Origin of the sequence: Exiguobacterium sp. s36 (genome assembly GCF_018618345.1) — a bacterium.
Classification (GTDB): Bacteria; Bacillota; Bacilli; order Exiguobacteriales; family Exiguobacteriaceae; genus Exiguobacterium; species Exiguobacterium chiriqhucha.
Window position 1 is genome coordinate 252122 of sequence record NZ_JACSLW010000002.1, and the last position, 16710, is coordinate 268831.

The window sequence follows — 16710 nt, forward strand, 5'->3', positions numbered from 1 at the left end:
ATCCCCCCTAAATTTCCTTTGTTCCTACGCTGACCGTTCGAATCGAGAGGACGCAAGTCGCCACATCAAATTCAATCGTCCGCCCATTATGTCCGCCACAGTCCTCGGCGATGAGCGGGATCCGGTGCGCTTTCAACGCATTGCGGACGGCCTCGGCATTTCGTTCACCGATGCGCATCGCCTCATTCTCATATTTAAATTGAAACATTTGGGCGCCGCCGGCCATCTTTGCTTGCAACCGACCGGCCCCGGCCCGTTTCAATGAAGCGACGAGAGCATCGATGGCCGTATCCGCATATTTCCCTACTTCAATCGTTTGATGTTTGCGGGCAATCGCCGAATCCGGCAACATGACGTGAGCCATCGCCGCGACTTGGAGCCGGACGTCGTACAGGATGACCCCGACACACGAACCGAGTCCGGCCGTCCGCAACTTGTTCGGCGCCGTCGTCTGCTTCCATTCCGCAATCCCAATTTTGAGTACTTCAGCCATGGCCCATCAACCGCTGCTTAATCCGTTCGAGCGAGCCATGCGTCGGTAGGAACAACACATGTCCGGCACTTACTTTTCCGTCGATGCGGAACGTCGTATCGATATAGAGCGCCGCATCTTCTTCGGGCTGGACCGATGTGACGACGAATTCGACGATCGAACCGGCCATGTCGACCGCTGTCGCCGGGACTTGAATCGGGATTGGTGTATTCAACCAATCGCCGAGCGCCCGGGCATATGCCCCGCTCATGATATTCCCAATCTCTTCCCATGCCGACTGACCGAGTTCATCGGCCGCTTGGAACGTGAACCCGCTCCCGATGAGTGATGAGACCATCATCTCGGCGTCGTCGACCGGAAATAAGATGAGGATCATGCCGCTGATGTCGCCTCCGAGCTCTAATAGCACGGATGCCACATGACGCTCAGGACCGCCGACCCGTTCCGGCAGATACGTGATCGGTTCCATCTCGGCCGAGGAGACGGTAATGTTGACCGGCTTGGCCAAGAGCGTCGACAATGCCGTCGCTGCGTGGCCTGATCCGATATTGCCAAGTTCTTTCAATAAATCTTGCTCGAACTCACTCAGCATGTTGTTCCTCGAACAACGCGTTGGCGTCGAGAAGCGAGAACAGTTTGTCCTCCCCTTTCGCAATCGCCGTCAAATGAGCCGACAACATGTCTCGACTCGATTCAGGAATCGGCTCGAGACGAACGTCCTCGCTTTCCACGACCTCGTTGGCGCGATCGACGATAAAACCGGCATCGCCTTGATTGAGCGAGGCGATTAAAATCCGAGTCTCGTCGGTCGGTTCAATCGCCTCATACCCGAGGCGGAGGCGAAGGTCGATGACCGGCGTGACGACACCGCGCAAATTGATGACGCCCTTGACGTGAGCCGGTGCGTTCGGGACGCGTGTGACCGGTTGTACCCGTTCAATCGAGCGGACCGACTGGACATCGATCCCGTATGTGTTCGTTCCCAGTGAAAAGACTACCCATTTTTGTTCCATCCTTCTTCCTCCTTAGAACAGATCGTTGCTGTCGACAATCAAAGCGACACGCCCGTCTCCGAGTATCGTCGCACCAGAGATGGCCGGAATGCCCTCGAGATACGTACCGAGCGGCTTCATGACAATCTCTTGTTGGCCAATCAAATCGTTGACGACCACGCCGACGAGTTTATTTCCTTTACGGACGACGACGACCGGGAATTGCGTCTTCGTTTCCGTCTCAATCGCAAACATTTCTTTTAAATAGACGAGCGGGACGAGCTGACCTCGGAAATCGAAGACACGTTCGCGATGGGCCGTCAAAATGTCGGCCTCGTCAAGAAGTGTCGTCTCAAGAATCGATGACAACGGGATGGCGTACGTCTCCTCACCGGCTTGAACGAGCATCGCCGAGATGATGGACAGCGTGAGCGGAAGGCTGACTTGGAATTTTGTCCCTTGTCCGACGACCGTCTCGAGCGTGACGACCCCACCGAGTGATTCAATTTTGTTTTTCACGACGTCAAGACCGACACCGCGACCAGACAAATCAGTGACGACATCTGCCGTCGAGAAGCCTGGGGCGAAGATGAGCATAGCGACTTCGTTATCGGTCATCGCTGTCGCTTCTTCCGGCGTGATGACGCCGCGCTCGAGCGCTTTCGACCGGACTTTATCGACATGGATCCCTGCCCCGTCGTCCTCGATTTCAATGAAGACACGGTTGCCGCCATGGTAAGCCCGGAGTGCAAGACTCCCTTGCTCCGGTTTCCCGGCGGCGACACGGACTTCTGGTAGTTCGATGCCGTGATCGATGGCATTGCGAATCAAGTGAACGAGCGGGTCGCCAATCTCATCGATGACCGTCCGATCGAGTTCCGTCTCCGCGCCTGTGATCTCAAGCTGGACTTTTTTATGGATGTCTTTCGCGACCGAACGTACCATGCGTGGGAAGCGGTTGAACACTTGCTCGATCGGCATCATCCGGAGCGTCAGGACGAGTGATTGGAGTTCGTTCGTCCCGCGTTTGATTTTCTCGACCGTCTCGTTCAATTCAGGCTGTCCGACTTCGTCGGCGAGCCGCTCGAGACGACCGCGGTCGATAATGAACTCTTCGAATAAGTTCATTAAACGATCAATCCGTTCCAAGTTGACGCGAATCGTCTTCGCCTGGGCGACAGCCTGTTCTTTCGGCTCGTCCGCCTCGACTTTCGGTTTCGCTTCAGCGACGGCGACGGTCTCGGCACTGACGGCGACTTCCGTTTCACTCGATGCACTCGTATACACCGTCACGAGGACGTGCTCGACTTCTGACACTTGGGACACGGCGTGTTCAATCACATCTGCCGTCTCTTGTGACACAAACAAGACGTCAAACGAGAGGTCGAACTGCTCTTGTTCGATGGCCTCGGTTTCCGGTAACGTCCGGACGACCTCGCCGAGTTCTTGCAGGCGATCGAATACCATATAGGCACGCGCCGCTTTCAAAACGACGGCATCGGATAGTTTCACGTGCAATTGGAACGCCTCGAAGCCCGTCTCCTTCGCTTGGGTGATGACCGAATCCGTATAAAGGTCGGCCGTGAAGACATTGGCTTCGACCGTCGGAGCCGCCTTTGGCGAGCTGCCGATGAACGACTGGAACGCAGACACCGTCGCAGCGACATCGACGTTCGCGCCTCGGCCGCCGGTCTCGATATTGGCGATCATCTCTTCGATTTGTTCCATCGCTGAGAACATCGTATCAAGCAACAGCTGGTTGCTCTCTTTCTTACCGGCCCGAACCAAGTCGAGCGCGCTCTCCATCTCATGTGTCAAGTTGGCCACACTCTCGTAACCCATCGTCGCCGACATTCCTTTGAGCGTATGCGCGGAGCGGAAAATCTCTTGAATCGCCTCTTGGCTGCCCGTCTGTTCAAGTTTTAACAGTTGGGTGTTCACCGATTGAATATGTTCTTGCGACTCATCTAAAAACAATCCTAAGTATTCGTTCACGTCCATCTATAATGCCTCCCTGTCGTTAGACTCGGTTCCACTGACGTTTCAAGTTCCCCATCAAGCGATCCATAAAATGACGCGGTTTCGGCGGTGTCCCGGTCAATGTCGTTAAAATCCGCTCTAACCGCCAACTGATATCACTTTTTCGGTCCAAATGGTAAAACGGGACTTGGGCGATGACCGCTCGTCTGACCGTGGCGTCATCTGGTAAATACCCGAGGAATCGAATCGATTTCTTTAAAAACTGCTCACACGCAACTTCCATTCGTTCAAAACATTGCAGCGCTTCCTCACCCGATTGGGCCCGATTGACGATGACGCCGAGCGGTAAGTCTGGGCTTTGTCGATGCACCAGCTTCGTATAGGCGTACCCATCCATGAGCGAGGTCGGTTCAGGCGTCAAGATGAGAAACATCTCATCGCATCCTTCAATGAATTGAAGTGATGTGTCGGTCGCCCCGGCCCCCATGTCGAACAGGACATAATCGTATTCAGTGAGCACTTCGAGTTCACGCATAAAAAATTGCATATCGGCATGTGAGAATTGGACTAGTTCATCAAGTCCACTCCCCCCATGTAATATATCGACACCATGCACACCTTTCTGAACCGAGGCGGCCAGCGGAATTCGGGCTTTGACCGAATCCATCATCGTCCGTGATCTCGAGGCGTTCAACAAGATATGCACGTTCGCCATCCCGATGTCGAGATCGACGATTAACACGCGCTTCCCAAGCTCGACGAGGCCGATGGCCGTATTGACACAGACGTTCGTCTTGCCGACCCCGCCTTTCCCGCTCGCGAAAGCGATCGTCGTCGGTGGGGTCTCTGTTTTCGCCCTTAGACGTCTTGCTTGGTCCATTGGGTCCACCCTTCTTTCTCAAGCAACCGATCCGTCAGCCGGGAAGGGTCCCCGTTGACGAGGTCGTCAGGCACTTCTTGTCCATCCGTCAGCCAAGCGACCGGCAGCCCACTTTCGCGAACCATCCGATACATCGCATGGATGTCGCTCGTCTCGTCCGCTTTCGTGAAGATGAGCGACCCGAGCGGCAACGGCTCGAACTGACGATATATCATTTCCATGTCCCGCATCTTTGACGTCAAGCTGAGAACGAGCGAGAGACTCGTCTCCGAAAAGTCATGATGCCGCTCGAACTGCTCAACATACGCCTCGTCGCGGAAATTGCGGCCAGCCGTATCAATCAAAATGATGTCTTTTCGAGCGAACAGCTGCTTCGCCCGCTTGAAATCATCAAAATCGTAGGCGACCTCGACCGGGATGTCTAGAATCTCGGCGTACGTCTTCAACTGCTCGATGGCAGCGATTCGATACGTATCCGTCGTGATGAGGCCGACCGAGAGTCCATGCTCGAGCTTATAGTGGGCGGCTAGTTTCGCGAGCGTCGTCGTCTTGCCGACACCGGTCGGACCGACGAGCATCATGTACCGCTTCGGTTCCGGTACAGGCAAGAAAGAATTTTGGATTTGATCGCGGACGTAACGTTCGACGGCGTCGACCGATTTTGTCGTGTAATACAGTTCCTGAATCGCTTCGTCCCACGCTTCACCTTGAAACGATTCGGACGCGAGCAGCGCTTCGACGTGTGCCAATGGTGCCGGCAACCGTCTCGCTCCCGAGATTTCAGGCGCAGCATACGCGACGTTCCGTGGTTGCGGTTGACGTTTTGGCGTTGCCTCAGGTTTCGTTGCCGCGACCGGCTTCGCAACCGTACGTGGTTTGACGGCGAGTGGCGCCTTCTCGAGCGCGGCGATGACCTCGACGTGTTGTGAGGCGAACAAGCCGAGCCATCCTTTCTTCACTTGGCGCGAATTCAAGATGACGGCGTCGTCGCCAAACTCTTGTTTGACTTTCGCCATCGCTTCCGCCATCGTCTTGCCTGTATATTTTTTGATTTGCACTTAAATCACCCCAATACTTTTCACTTCAATCGAGCTGAGCAGTTCGTTGTAGGCGAGGACCGGCACATCCGGATAATACCGTTCGAGCAATTGTCTCACGAACAGGCGGATCGTCGGCGAACAAAGAATGACGGCCGATGCCCCGTAGCGTTCGAACATCGACAGCTGCTCGCCCGAGCGTTCGATAATCTCGCGCGCTTGTTCCGGGTCGAGCGCCAAATAGTTGCCGAACTCCGTCTTTTGAACGGCGTCTTGAATCAGCTGTTCGGTCTGGCCGCCGAGCGTGACCACGTAGAGTGGTCCGTCGGGCGGACTGACTTGGTCGGTCAATTGACGCGACAGACCTTGCCGGCAGTATTCGCCGAGGATATCCGCGTCTTTCGTCACTTTGCCATAGTCGGCCATCGTCTCGAACAAGAGCGGTAAATTGCGAATCGAGACGTGTTCTTTCAACAGATGACGGAGCACTTTTTGAATGTCTCCAATCGACAAGACGGATGGTGTCACGTCTTCGACGAGCACCGGATGTGTCTCTTTCAAATGCTCGACGAGCTGTTTCGTCTCTTCACGGCCGAGCAGGTCGGCAGCGTGTTTCTTGAGCGTCTCCGTCAAATGTGTCGCCACGACGGATGGCGGATCGACGACGGTATACCCGCTCATCTCTGCGCGGGTGCGCGTCTCTTCATCAATCCATAACGCCGGGAGACCGAACGCCGGCTCCGTCGTTTCAATCCCATATACTTCCGGATCTTCAATCCCAGGACTCATTGCCAAGTAATGATCGAGCAAGAGTTCGCCTTCAGCGACGACGTTGCCCTTCACTTTGATGCGATATGCGTTCGGTGACAATTGCAGATGATCGCGAATCCGTACTGTCGGCAAGATGAACCCAAGTTCGAGCGCGAGCTGACGACGAATCATGACGACTCGGTCGAGCAAGTCGCCGCCTTGCGATTCATCGGCGAGCGGAATGAGTCCGTAGCCGAACTCGAACTCGATAGCATCAATCTGTAACAGCGAAACGACAGTCTCGGTCGGTGCCGACGGTTCTTCTTCCGGTAACGGCGTATCGATGACCCGTTTCAAATTGCGACGCATCGTATAGGCACCATAGAACGTGGCTCCGGCAATGATGAGCGTCACGGGGAGCAGACTCGGCGAAATAAAGCCGAGCATGATGACGATGGAGCCGGCGATATAGAGCAGCGTCGGGTTTTGACCGAGCTGATCGACGACGTCCTCGCCGAGATTCCCGTCCGAGACGGCACGCGTGACGATAATCCCGGTTGCCGTCGAGATGAGGAGCGCCGGGATTTGACCGACGAGCCCGTCGCCGATCGTCATGAGGGAGAACGTTTGGAACGCCTCACCGACCGGAAGACCCATTTGGACGGTACCGATGATGATTCCGAAAATCAAGTTGATGGCGACGATGATAATCCCAGCGATGGCGTCCCCTTTGACGAACTTCGAGGCCCCATCCATCGACCCATAGAAGTCGGCTTCACTTTGAATCTTTTTCCGCCGGATTTGCGCGTCTTTGTCATCAATCAAGCCCGAATTCAAATCGGCATCGATGGCCATCTGTTTCCCTGGCATCGCATCGAGGGTGAAACGCGCCGACACTTCGGATACACGTTCGGCCCCTTTCGTGATGACGACGAATTGGATGATGACGAGGATGAGGAAGACGACGAACCCGACGAGCACGTTCCCGCCTACGACGAAGTTACCGAATGTCTCGATGACTTCTCCACCGTATCCGGTCGATAAAATCGAACGTGTCGTCGACACGTTCAATCCGAGCCGGAACAACGTCACGATCAGCAAGAGCGAAGGAAAGACCGAGAAGTCGAGTGCTTCACGTGCATTCATCGCGACGAGTAAAATCAGCAACGCAATCAGTATGTTGACAATGATTAAGAAATCTAACATGAACCCCGGTAACGGGATGACGAGCATGACGACGATTAACAGAACGCCGATCAATACCGCAAAATCTTTAGCTTTTACTGCCAATACATACTCCTCCTCAAGACGGTTGTTTCAATTGATAGACGAATGCGAGCACTTCGGCGATCGCCTGATAAAACGACTCGTCAACGACTTCCCCGATATCCATTTGGGCGTACAGCGCACGGGCCAACGGTTTGTTTTCGACAATCGGGATGTCATGTTCTTTGGCCACGTCACGGATATTGAAGGCGACACGATCGACCCCTTTGGCGACGACGAGCGGCGCGAAGTCTTTCGTGTCGTCGTACCGGATGACGACGGCATAGTGGGTCGGGTTGGTGATGACGACATCCGCGTTCGGAATTTCTTGCATCATACGGCGCATCGCCATCTCCCGTTGTTGTTGTTTGATTTTCGATTTGATGAGCGGGTCACCCTCACTATTCTTATACTCGTCTTTGATATCTTGCTTCGACATGCGAATCGATTTCTCAAAATCGAATCGTTGATAGAAGAAGTCGAGCAACGCGAGCGCGAGCAAGGCCACACTCACCCATAGTCCGAGTTCGATCGTGATATGGGCGAGCGCGATGACCGATTCACGGATATGTTCGACCGCCATGCGGGACAGCTCTTTTTGATTCTGCCAGAGCACGGCGACGGCAGTCGTCAGGATAATCAATAATTTGAATAAGGACTTTAAAAATTCGACGACCGCTTTCATACTGATAATCCGTTTGACCCCTTTAATCGGATCGATTCGTTCGAGTTTCGGTTGAATCGCTTCCGCCGAGAACAACGTCCCGATTTGAAGGTAGTTGATTAAAATCCCGAACACGACGGCGACCGCGAAGAACGGGCCTACGATCAGTCCGACCCGAAGCAACAAGTCGGTGAGCATGCCGGACAACCCGTTGGACAGATCGAACAGCAAGTAGCTCGGACCGAGCAACTCTTTCGTCACACTGAACAACTGTTTGCCGAGATACGGTCCTAAGAACGATAACATGAGAAACATCGCGAACAAGGCGAAGGCACCGGTCAAATCGGCTGACTTGGCCACTTGGCCTTTCTTACGCGAATCCTCTCGTTTACGTGGTGTTGCTTTTTCGGTTTTTTCTCCTGCAAAAAATTGAAGATCGACCGATAAGGTATATAGAGGCTTCATGAGGCGTCTCCTAGCACAGTCATAAAATCACGTAACACTTCTTGTAGAATCGGGATGAATTGGCTGATGCCGTTCAAGGTCAAGCCCATCATGACGACCATGACCGAAAATCCCGCAATCAGCTTGAATGAAAATCCGATTGCAAAAATATTGAACTGCGGCGCCGATTTCGCCAAGAACCCGAGCGCCATGTCGACGAGCAAGAGCGACGCCATGAGCGGAAAGGCAAGCTGCAAGGCGACCATCATTGTCATCGTGACGACCTTGACGGCCATCATGAGTGACGCTTCGCTAAAGTCGATGATCGGCTGACCCGGCGGATAAATTTGAAAGCTATAATAGATACCATCAATCAGCAACAGATGTAAGTTGCTCGACAGCATGATAAACAACGTAAAAATATAATAGAATCGACCAATCAGCGGCGACTGGCCTCCGAACATCGGGTCATAGGCCGATGCCATCGCGAGTCCGAGCTGTAAATCGATGACGCCACCCGCAATCTGAGGCGCAAAGAATAAAATGTTAATCAAAATACCGAGCACTAACCCGATCAACACCTCGTACAACACCTGTAAAATATAGGCTTGACCGAGATCGAGCGGCTCTGTCACCGTGAACATCGCATAATACGCTAAAAAGGCACTGAACGCGACGCGGTGCATGACCGGCAGTTGCCGGGATGAAAATAACGGGACGCTCACGAAGAAGCCGGAAAGACGGGCAAACGTCAATCCATAGAGACTGATGAAATCGACCGCGTTCATTTCGAGGCGACCTCGACCATCAGTTCAAAAATCAAACGGGTGAACCCTTCAATCTGTTGCAGCATCCAAGGCCCAAAGACGACGAGCCCGATAAAGACCGAGACGATCTTTGGCACGAACGATAGCGTCTGCTCTTGAATTTGTGTCGTCGCCTGTAAAATCGAAATGACGAGACCGACGACGAGCGAGATCAACAAGAGCGGCATCGAGATTTTCAATAACGTCCACACACTCTCCGTCGCCAAATAAATGACCATTTCCTGCGTCATATTCGTTCCTCCTACATACTTCTAAGCAAGGACTCCACAATCAAGTGCCATCCATCCACCAACACAAACAGTAACAATTTGAACGGCAATGCGATCATAACCGGCGGAAGCATCATCATCCCCATTGACATGAGGACACTCGCCACGACCATATCGATAATCAAAAATGGCAAGAAGATCATGAACCCGATTTGGAACGCCGTTTTTAACTCGCTAATCGCATAGGCCGGGACCATCGCGAGCAGCGGGACATCTTCGACCGACTCAGGTTGCTCATAGTTCCCATATTTAATAAATAATTGCAAATCCTCTTGGCGCGTATATTGGGCCATGAACCGCTTCATCGTATTCCCCGCCTCTTCGAACGCCTCGTCTTGGCTGATTTCGTCGTCCATATATGGCGACAACGCCTGATCATTCAACTCCGATAGTACAGGCGACATGACGAACAACGTGATGAACAGGGCGAGCCCGATAATCAGCTGGTTCGGTGGCGTCTGCTGCGTCCCGAGTGCCGGGCGGACGAACGAAAGCACGACGACGACTCGTGTGAAACAAGTCATCAAGATTAAAAACGATGGCGCGAGCGTGAGCAAGGTGAGCACGACCAACAATTTGATCGAGGTCGATGTACTGTCTGGCGTCTCCAAGTTGATTAATTGTTCAATCGTCGTCATCGTTTCTTCCTCACTTCTTCAATCTGGGCCAACTGTTGTTTAAACGTGTCGAGGAAAGCCGACGAGTTCGACTGGTTCAAGGTCGGGGCATCGAGCGCCGCCTCGTCCATCGCTTCGGCATCAATCCGGTCGAGCAATTGAATTGAGTCGCCGACACCGAGCACGTACACTTGTTCACCGAGCTTGACGAGTTGCACCGAACGGTCTTTGCCGAGCGGGACACCACCGAGATGGGTCAAATGCTGAGCCGACTTCACGCCTTGTGTCCGTGCGTTCAACCATCGCACGAGGACGAGGAACCCACCGATGACGACGACCAGGCTCAATATGAGCTTGATGGCCGTGCCGACCGATGAGACGGCCGATGTGACCGGTTCCTCTTTCGTGTCTGGTTGTTGCTGTTCGAACTGTTGGTCGACGGTGGCGGCCTCGACCGTGGCCGGGATGAATAACCCAGCCACGAGAAGGATAATCAACCACCACTTGTTCATTGTGCGACCGTTTTTGAGACTGCCTCGACGACGCGTTCAGCGTTGAACGGTTTGACGATAAAGTCTTTTGCTCCTGCTTGAATCGCATCGATGACCATTGCTTGTTGTCCCATCGCCGAACACATGATTACTTTCGCGTTCGAATCGAACCCACGGATTTCTTTCAATGCGGCCAAGCCGTCCATTTCTGGCATCGTGATGTCGAGCGTGACGAGATCGGGCATGAGCTCACGATATTTCGCGACTGCATCGACACCGTTCTCCGCTTCTCCGACGACTTCAAATCCATTCTTTGTCAAGATATCCTTAATCATCATGCGCATGAACGCCGCATCATCTACCACTAAAATTTTTGCACTCATTGTTCTTCCTCCTTAAACGATGCCAATCCGCTCGTGCGGTTGGATAATTTCTGTTACGCGGACGCCGAAGTTCTCTTCGATGACGACGACTTCGCCGCGGGCGATCCGTTGTTGGTTCACATAAATATCGACCGGCTCACCGGCCAACTTGTCGAGTTCGATAATCGAACCTTGTGACAGCTCAAGCACTTCTCGGACCGAACGTTTCGTCCGTCCGAGTTCGACCGTCACGTTGAGCGGCACGTCATACAACAATCCCAGATTCGCTGGAATCGAGTCGTTCGTCGCCGGTGCGTGGAGCGGCATGAACTCGGCCTGGCTGACCGCGACTTCCGGTACCGACTTCGCTGCCGGACGAACCGGTTGTTGGGCGGCGGGAGCCGGTGCCTTCGGCGCTTCCTGCTTCGGCGCGGCCGGGGCAGCTGCCGGAGCTGGTGCGACAGGGGCTGGCGATGTGGCGGCCATCAGTTCGTTGACAAGTTGTTTCCCGAACTGGACCGGGGCGATTTGAACGATTTTCGAATCGATTAACGTACCGACCTTCAAGTTGAACTCGATTAAGACCATCGTCTCCCAAAGCTCGAGGCGGTCGATAATCGTCTGGTTCTTCGTCGCATCGAACACTTCGACGAGCGGTGGTGAAATATCAATCTTTTTCGAGAATACGGTCGACAATGATGTCGCTGCCGCACCCATCATTTGGTTCATCGCTTCTTGGACGGCTGAAAGACGAATTTCATCGAGTCCTTCCGGATCGACGCCAATCCCAGTTCCACCGAGCATCAAGTCTGAGATGATGGCGGCGTCTTCACGTGTCAATACAAGCACGTTCTCGCCTTTCAAGCCTTCCGTATAGCCGACTCGAAGTGCCACGTGCGGCGTCGGATAACGCTCACGGAGCGCATCGATTGTGACCTCACTGACGATTGGAGTCGTGATTTCTACTTTTTGTTGCAGTAACGTCGATAGCGCCGTCGCCGAGTTACCGAACGAAATATTCCCGATTTCCCCTAAGGCGTCGCTTTCCATCGAATCAAGATGTTCTTCAGGATTCGCCTCCGGTTTTGACGACTCGCTCGTCCCGCGCAATAACGCGTCTATTTCATCTTGTGACAACATCTCACTCATTGCTCTTCCTCCTTCACCCGGTGGAGCACTTGGACCGCCATCCGCTTCCCGCTCACACCGACTTGCCCTCTGAACACTTTATTTTCCCCTACCATGATCGATAACGGGTCTTTCACCAATTGATCGAGGGTCAAACAGTCCCCGACCTCTAAATGCAACAAGTCACCGAACGTGATCGTCGTCTCCCCGAGCAGGGACACGACCTCGACCGACGAGTTCATCAACTGGGCTTTGAGCGGTTCTTTGCTGTTCCCGCTCGCATTACGGCGATTGGCCTCTTGCATCCAGTAATGACTCGACAGTTTCGATAACACCGGCTCAATCGTCACGAACGGTAAGCAGACGTTGATCGTCCCGCTCACTTCGCCGATGGTGACACCGATCGAGACGAGGACGACCGTCTCGTTTGGCGAGACGAGTTGGAGGAACTGGGGATTGACCTCGACCGCTGTCATCTCTGACTTGATCTCGGCAATCGATTCCCAGGCGTCTCCGTATCCTGCAAACGCTCGTTTATATAATTGCGTCAAGATGCGCATCTCGATTTCCGTGAAGCTCTCGACTTTTTCAATCTCGACCCCGGGACCGCCGAGTAGGCGATCGAGCATCGCGTACGAGATGTTCGGATTCACTTCGATGATGAAACGGCCGTTGAGCGGCGGCGCTTCAATCAAGTTGATCATCGTCATGCTCGGAATGGAATGAATGAATTCGTCATAAGGAAGCTGCTCGACCGAGTTGACCGTGAACTGGACGTACGTCCGGAGCTGGGCCGAGAAGAACGTGGTCAGCATCCGTGTGAAATGCTCATGAATCCGGGTCAAGCTTCGGATTTGGTCTTTCGAGAAGCGGACCGCCCGTTTAAAGTCATACTGCCGGACTTTCCGCTCTTCTTCCTGGGCCAAAAAGGAGTCGGCTTCGACGTCGCCACTGCTTAACGCCGATAGCAAGGCATCAATTTCTTGTTGAGATAAGACTTCTCCCATGATGCCACCTCACTGTATGATTTTCTTCGTCATGTAGACTCGTTGGACCTCACCTGACTCCAACAGTCCGTTTAGTTGTTTGCGGAGCGACTGCTCAAACTTCTGCATGTCTTCTTTCGTCGTGAGCTTCGCTTTCGTCATGCCGGCCAAATCGCCGAGGATGACGTTATGCACTTGGAACTTTCGAAGTTCGAGATCTTCTTTCGTCTCCGCAGCATCCGTCACGATTGTGAACTGGACGTTGATGAAACGCTCATCTTGGATGTTCGTCGTCATATCGTCCGTCGTGAAGCTGCGTTCGGCCAATTCTTCGGCGGTGACAGGTTTCGTCTTCGCCGTCACGTTGTCACCGAACAAGTATTTATAAGTCATAAATCCGGCCCCGCCCATGACGAGCAGGACGACTAGCAGGATGAGCACCATCTTCATGGCGCCGCCTTTTTGTTTTTCTTCACTCATCTTCTTCACCTCGTATGCCTATCGTTCCAACCAGACCGACCGAGGCATAGAACGCCGTCGTCCGGTCGATGATTTGTTGTTTCGTCTCGCGGACGATATACGTCTTTCCGTTATACAAGTGAATGATCGTATCGGGCTCGGCTTTGACCGTCTCGATGAACAAGGCGTTCAGCACAAGTTCTTCACCCCGGAGCGTCGTGACGCGAATCATCAGCGTTTCAAGTTGACGAGTTCTTGGAGAATCTCGTCCGATGTTGTGATGATTCGTGTGTTCGCTTGGAAACCACGCTGCGCGACAATCATTTCTGTGAACTCTTCCGACAAGTCGACGTTCGACATCTCGAGCGCACCCGAGACGAGTTCGCCACGCCCATCTTGTCCAGGGATACCAATGTTCGGCTCACCTGAGTTTTGCGATTGAATGAAGTTGTTCGCGCCGACTTTTGACAATCCGGCGTTGTTGGCGAACGTGACGACTTGGATTTGGCCGACGACTGTCGAAGCTCCGGCGTTATCGACGTAGCTGACTTGTCCGTCTTTCCCGATTGAGAGCGACTTCGCACCGGCAGGGATGTTGATTCGGTCTCCTGTCATGCTGAGGACATACGCACCGTCTCCGTTGACGAGGTCTCCTGTGTTATCTGTATAGAAGTTACCTGCCCGCGTGTATTGTGTCTGGCCGTTCACGTCCAAGGCGAAGAATCCTTCTCCTGAGATCCCGACATCAAGCGCTCTCCCTGAGTTTTGCATGGCGCCTTGGTTATAGACGTTATCGACGGTCGCCATCGTGCCCCCGAGACCGACTTCTTTCGGGTTGACCCCACCGCTGACACCGTTCGCCGCCGTCGCACTACCGACTTGTTGGCTGACGAGGTCTTTGAACGTGACCCGGCCCTTTTTATAGCCGAACGTGTTGACGTTGGCGATGTTGTTCCCGACGACGTCAAGCTTCGATTGGAAGTTCTTTAAACCACTGATTCCTGAGTACATTGCTCTTAACATGATGAATCCTCCTATGCTTGTTTGATGGAAGTGATGTTGTACACGTTGACGGACGTTCCGTCTTCAAGGTCGGCCACATAGCCGGCTTCGGTCTTCGAAATCGAGAGAACACGTCCCGAGCCTTTAATCGTCTCGGTTTCCGTTTCGTTTGTATAAGCGACCGTTTGCCCGATCATATTGCTGAACTCCGAAATCGAGGCCATTTGTCGATCGACGAGCGCGGAATCGAGTTGTTTCGAAATCGTCTGCATCTGTTCGAGTGAAGAGAACTGAGCCATCTGAGAGATGAACTCACGGTCTTCCATCGGTGACATCGGGTCTTGGTTGGCGAGTTGGGCGAGCAACAGTTTCAAGAACATGCTTTGATCGTATTGGTTCGTCGCTTTCGGCATCGATTGATCCGGTAGCGTATAGTCATTCGTCTTCGGCTGGATTGTCGTCATCGTCAGGGTCTCCTTTCGGTTGTTCATGGTGTTCCGGTTCAGGTTGGTCGAACTCATTGAAGCTCGAGTTTTTCGTCTCTAGCGCTTGTTGGGTCAAGTTGACCTCGACTCGGACGTTCGGGTTCGCGGGCTGGAGCGTCTGTTGCAACTGTCCTAGTTGTGATTGCAATAACTGCTTCGCTTCTTGGTTACTCGCAAACAGCTTGACGACGAGTTCTCCGTTCTGCCGTTCGAGTTTGACGACGAGTTCCCCTAACTGCTCCGGATAAAGACGGACCGTGAACACTTTCGACCCATCGGCCCCGCTCTTGAACGGTGCCCGGTGCAAGGCCGCTTCGATGCGGGCCTGCATGTTCTCAGGTAATGAGCCTTTCGAGGCGTACATCACCATCTCAGAGTCGATATTCGGTTTCGACCACGTCATGCTTTTCGGCATCCAGTCGGTTTCTTTGATCGGCTGTTGCATCTGTGCGGGTTGCGTTTCAGTTTGTGTCACACCGGGTAAAGATTTTGGGGTCTGTCCGAGCGTCCCTTTAAACTGCGCAACGACTTGCTGGATGATGCGCACGTTCTCCTCTACTTGATTGACCGGCACCGTTTGGACGAGTGTGTCCGTTTCTTTCTTCGTGAGCGTAAACGAGAGCGTCGGCGCCGCCGCTTGGCTTGTGAGCAGTGCAGGGATTGCGTCCGGGGCCTTGACTGTTGCAGGTTCCGGGGCGACTTGATTCAAAATTCCGATATAAGCATCCATGAACTTGCGATACGCATCGGCCGGCAATGACTTCAACCATTGCAGGCTATCCGGCTGTTGCAGCCACTGCTCTAACCGATTCGATACGTTCTCGAGCGGGAGCGATGCTTCGTCTTCCGGAACAGCCATAGCTTCAGGCGACGAGGTCGGCGTCGTTCCGAGCATGGCCGAGAGCAATTCTAAAAACTGTCCGGTCGGGGTCGCACTCGCGTCCCCGCCTTTTTGTGGTGCCCCTTGCATCGATTGGGCCAGTAAGGCGATATTCATCATCATGTCCTCCTTTCCAGTCACTGGAGCAACTGGGTGACGACGGCGGCCTGTTGGGCATCCATCCGTCCCAATATGTCGGCTTGTTGCTTCGGCGACAATTCCTTCAATAGGTTCGCCACTTGCGGACTCTCGAGTTCGTTCATGATGGCAGCGGCTTGTTTCGCTGACATCTCCTCATAGACACGAGACACGTCCGAGGTTTCTTCTTCGACCGCACTGGCCGTCGCCAATTCCGCGACGAGTCGGTCACGTTCCTGAATCAACTTCGAGACTTCTTCTTGTCTAGCCTTCACTTCGTTCGTCAACTCGGCGTTATCGGCCCGAAGCTTCTCAATCTCGGCATTCGCCACTTTCAAGCGATTCGCGGCATCAGTATCCACACCGGTCACGTTCACGTTCGTCTTCACTTTTTCTTCCGGCTCTTGTTTTGAACCGGTCTCTAGAAACGGGACCGATAACAACGGACGGTCCATCGCATAGTTCATGACGACAATCCCTCCAACGAGTAGAAAGATGGCCGGGACGAGAACGAGCGCAACCAATAGCTGTCTGCCTCGCTTCGTGTTGTCTTTTTCCAT

The 16710-nt window shown here is 53.5% G+C and carries 21 protein-coding genes; all 21 read right to left on the minus strand.

Going from position 1 to position 16710, the window contains the following annotated elements:
- Nucleotides 1-7: 7 nt before the first annotated feature.
- The 21 genes from KNP95_RS06750 to KNP95_RS06850 are packed head-to-tail and all read right to left on the minus strand — an operon-like array spanning nucleotide 8 to nucleotide 16710.
- Complete coding sequence (locus tag KNP95_RS06750; protein ID WP_021067143.1) at nucleotides 8-493, minus strand: chemotaxis protein CheD; 486 nt, start codon at nucleotides 491-493, stop codon at nucleotides 8-10.
- Nucleotides 486-1085, minus strand: coding sequence for a chemotaxis protein CheC (locus KNP95_RS06755; protein WP_214836282.1), 600 nt, complete (start codon nucleotides 1083-1085; stop codon nucleotides 486-488). The genes KNP95_RS06750 and KNP95_RS06755 overlap by 8 nt, the downstream gene beginning before the upstream one ends.
- Nucleotides 1075-1506, minus strand: a complete 432-nt coding sequence (locus tag KNP95_RS06760) for a chemotaxis protein CheW (protein WP_029595691.1) — start codon at nucleotides 1504-1506, stop codon at nucleotides 1075-1077. Before KNP95_RS06760 ends, KNP95_RS06755 begins: the two co-directional genes overlap by 11 nt.
- A 12-nt stretch (nucleotides 1507-1518) precedes the next feature.
- Nucleotides 1519-3486 (minus strand): chemotaxis protein CheA, encoded by a 1968-nt coding sequence (locus KNP95_RS06765; RefSeq protein WP_214713787.1) that lies wholly within the window; start codon nucleotides 3484-3486, stop codon nucleotides 1519-1521.
- 19 nt (nucleotides 3487-3505) lie between these two features.
- Nucleotides 3506-4345 (minus strand): MinD/ParA family protein, encoded by an 840-nt coding sequence (locus KNP95_RS06770; protein ID WP_021067139.1) that lies wholly within the window; start codon nucleotides 4343-4345, stop codon nucleotides 3506-3508.
- Nucleotides 4324-5403, minus strand: a complete 1080-nt coding sequence (locus KNP95_RS06775; RefSeq protein ID WP_214836285.1) for a flagellar biosynthesis protein FlhF — start codon at nucleotides 5401-5403, stop codon at nucleotides 4324-4326. Before KNP95_RS06775 ends, KNP95_RS06770 begins: the two co-directional genes overlap by 22 nt.
- On the minus strand, nucleotides 5404-7422 hold the full coding sequence (flhA, locus tag KNP95_RS06780) for a flagellar biosynthesis protein FlhA (protein ID WP_058763385.1): 2019 nt from the start codon (nucleotides 7420-7422) through the stop codon (nucleotides 5404-5406).
- Between the two features lie 13 nt (nucleotides 7423-7435).
- Nucleotides 7436-8527, minus strand: coding sequence for a flagellar biosynthesis protein FlhB (gene flhB, locus KNP95_RS06785; RefSeq protein WP_021067136.1), 1092 nt, complete (start codon nucleotides 8525-8527; stop codon nucleotides 7436-7438).
- Entirely contained in the window at nucleotides 8524-9294 is a 771-nt protein-coding gene (fliR, locus tag KNP95_RS06790) for a flagellar biosynthetic protein FliR (RefSeq protein WP_021067135.1), read from the minus strand. The genes flhB and fliR overlap by 4 nt, the downstream gene beginning before the upstream one ends.
- On the minus strand, nucleotides 9291-9563 hold the full coding sequence (fliQ, locus tag KNP95_RS06795; protein WP_021067134.1) for a flagellar biosynthesis protein FliQ: 273 nt from the start codon (nucleotides 9561-9563) through the stop codon (nucleotides 9291-9293). The genes fliR and fliQ overlap by 4 nt, the downstream gene beginning before the upstream one ends.
- An 11-nt stretch (nucleotides 9564-9574) precedes the next feature.
- Nucleotides 9575-10240, minus strand: a complete 666-nt coding sequence (gene fliP, locus KNP95_RS06800) for a flagellar type III secretion system pore protein FliP (protein ID WP_214836288.1) — start codon at nucleotides 10238-10240, stop codon at nucleotides 9575-9577.
- A complete protein-coding gene (locus KNP95_RS06805; protein ID WP_214836291.1) occupies nucleotides 10237-10731 on the minus strand; it encodes a flagellar biosynthetic protein FliO in 495 nt (164 codons plus the stop codon). Before KNP95_RS06805 ends, fliP begins: the two co-directional genes overlap by 4 nt.
- Entirely contained in the window at nucleotides 10728-11093 is a 366-nt protein-coding gene (locus KNP95_RS06810; RefSeq protein WP_021067131.1) for a response regulator, read from the minus strand. Before KNP95_RS06810 ends, KNP95_RS06805 begins: the two co-directional genes overlap by 4 nt.
- A gap of 12 nt (nucleotides 11094-11105) precedes the next feature.
- Entirely contained in the window at nucleotides 11106-12221 is a 1116-nt protein-coding gene (gene fliY, locus KNP95_RS06815) for a flagellar motor switch phosphatase FliY (protein ID WP_029595697.1), read from the minus strand.
- On the minus strand, nucleotides 12218-13207 hold the full coding sequence (gene fliM / locus KNP95_RS06820) for a flagellar motor switch protein FliM (RefSeq protein ID WP_021067129.1): 990 nt from the start codon (nucleotides 13205-13207) through the stop codon (nucleotides 12218-12220). The genes fliY and fliM overlap by 4 nt, the downstream gene beginning before the upstream one ends.
- A 9-nt stretch (nucleotides 13208-13216) precedes the next feature.
- Entirely contained in the window at nucleotides 13217-13666 is a 450-nt protein-coding gene (locus KNP95_RS06825; protein WP_021067128.1) for a flagellar basal body-associated FliL family protein, read from the minus strand.
- Entirely contained in the window at nucleotides 13659-13877 is a 219-nt protein-coding gene (locus KNP95_RS06830; protein ID WP_021067127.1) for a flagellar FlbD family protein, read from the minus strand. Before KNP95_RS06830 ends, KNP95_RS06825 begins: the two co-directional genes overlap by 8 nt.
- Nucleotides 13877-14668, minus strand: a complete 792-nt coding sequence (gene flgG, locus KNP95_RS06835) for a flagellar basal body rod protein FlgG (RefSeq protein ID WP_021067126.1) — start codon at nucleotides 14666-14668, stop codon at nucleotides 13877-13879. The genes KNP95_RS06830 and flgG overlap by 1 nt, the downstream gene beginning before the upstream one ends.
- 11 nt (nucleotides 14669-14679) lie before the next feature.
- On the minus strand, nucleotides 14680-15111 hold the full coding sequence (locus tag KNP95_RS06840; protein ID WP_021067125.1) for a flagellar hook capping FlgD N-terminal domain-containing protein: 432 nt from the start codon (nucleotides 15109-15111) through the stop codon (nucleotides 14680-14682).
- A complete protein-coding gene (locus tag KNP95_RS06845) occupies nucleotides 15083-16129 on the minus strand; it encodes a flagellar hook-length control protein FliK (protein ID WP_251138504.1) in 1047 nt (348 codons plus the stop codon). The genes KNP95_RS06840 and KNP95_RS06845 overlap by 29 nt, the downstream gene beginning before the upstream one ends.
- Before the next feature lie 20 nt (nucleotides 16130-16149).
- The gene (locus tag KNP95_RS06850) at nucleotides 16150-16710 is read right to left on the minus strand and encodes a MotE family protein (protein WP_021067123.1); all 561 of its coding nucleotides are present in this window, start codon (nucleotides 16708-16710) and stop codon (nucleotides 16150-16152) included.

What these genes read in the sequence shown, in the direction of transcription:
- KNP95_RS06750 (WP_021067143.1), bottom strand. Translation starts at nt 493, where the DNA reads ATGGCTGAAGTACTCAAAATTGGGATTGCGGAATGGAAGCAGACGACG.
- KNP95_RS06755 (WP_214836282.1), bottom strand. Translation starts at nt 1,085, where the DNA reads ATGCTGAGTGAGTTCGAGCAAGATTTATTGAAAGAACTTGGCAATATC.
- KNP95_RS06760 (WP_029595691.1), bottom strand. Translation starts at nt 1,506, where the DNA reads ATGGAACAAAAATGGGTAGTCTTTTCACTGGGAACGAACACATACGGG.
- KNP95_RS06765 (WP_214713787.1), bottom strand. Translation starts at nt 3,486, where the DNA reads ATGGACGTGAACGAATACTTAGGATTGTTTTTAGATGAGTCGCAAGAA.
- KNP95_RS06770 (WP_021067139.1), bottom strand. Translation starts at nt 4,345, where the DNA reads ATGGACCAAGCAAGACGTCTAAGGGCGAAAACAGAGACCCCACCGACG.
- flhB (WP_021067136.1), bottom strand. Translation starts at nt 8,527, where the DNA reads ATGAAGCCTCTATATACCTTATCGGTCGATCTTCAATTTTTTGCAGGA.
- fliR (WP_021067135.1), bottom strand. Translation starts at nt 9,294, where the DNA reads ATGAACGCGGTCGATTTCATCAGTCTCTATGGATTGACGTTTGCCCGT.
- fliQ (WP_021067134.1), bottom strand. Translation starts at nt 9,563, where the DNA reads ATGACGCAGGAAATGGTCATTTATTTGGCGACGGAGAGTGTGTGGACG.
- fliP (WP_214836288.1), bottom strand. Translation starts at nt 10,240, where the DNA reads ATGACGACGATTGAACAATTAATCAACTTGGAGACGCCAGACAGTACA.
- KNP95_RS06805 (WP_214836291.1), bottom strand. Translation starts at nt 10,731, where the DNA reads ATGAACAAGTGGTGGTTGATTATCCTTCTCGTGGCTGGGTTATTCATC.
- KNP95_RS06810 (WP_021067131.1), bottom strand. Translation starts at nt 11,093, where the DNA reads ATGAGTGCAAAAATTTTAGTGGTAGATGATGCGGCGTTCATGCGCATG.
- fliY (WP_029595697.1), bottom strand. Translation starts at nt 12,221, where the DNA reads ATGAGTGAGATGTTGTCACAAGATGAAATAGACGCGTTATTGCGCGGG.
- fliM (WP_021067129.1), bottom strand. Translation starts at nt 13,207, where the DNA reads ATGGGAGAAGTCTTATCTCAACAAGAAATTGATGCCTTGCTATCGGCG.
- KNP95_RS06825 (WP_021067128.1), bottom strand. Translation starts at nt 13,666, where the DNA reads ATGAGTGAAGAAAAACAAAAAGGCGGCGCCATGAAGATGGTGCTCATC.
- KNP95_RS06830 (WP_021067127.1), bottom strand. Translation starts at nt 13,877, where the DNA reads ATGATTCGCGTCACGACGCTCCGGGGTGAAGAACTTGTGCTGAACGCC.
- flgG (WP_021067126.1), bottom strand. Translation starts at nt 14,668, where the DNA reads ATGTTAAGAGCAATGTACTCAGGAATCAGTGGTTTAAAGAACTTCCAA.
- KNP95_RS06840 (WP_021067125.1), bottom strand. Translation starts at nt 15,111, where the DNA reads ATGACGACAATCCAGCCGAAGACGAATGACTATACGCTACCGGATCAA.
- KNP95_RS06845 (WP_251138504.1), bottom strand. Translation starts at nt 16,129, where the DNA reads ATGAATATCGCCTTACTGGCCCAATCGATGCAAGGGGCACCACAAAAA.
- KNP95_RS06850 (WP_021067123.1), bottom strand. Translation starts at nt 16,710, where the DNA reads ATGGAAAAAGACAACACGAAGCGAGGCAGACAGCTATTGGTTGCGCTC.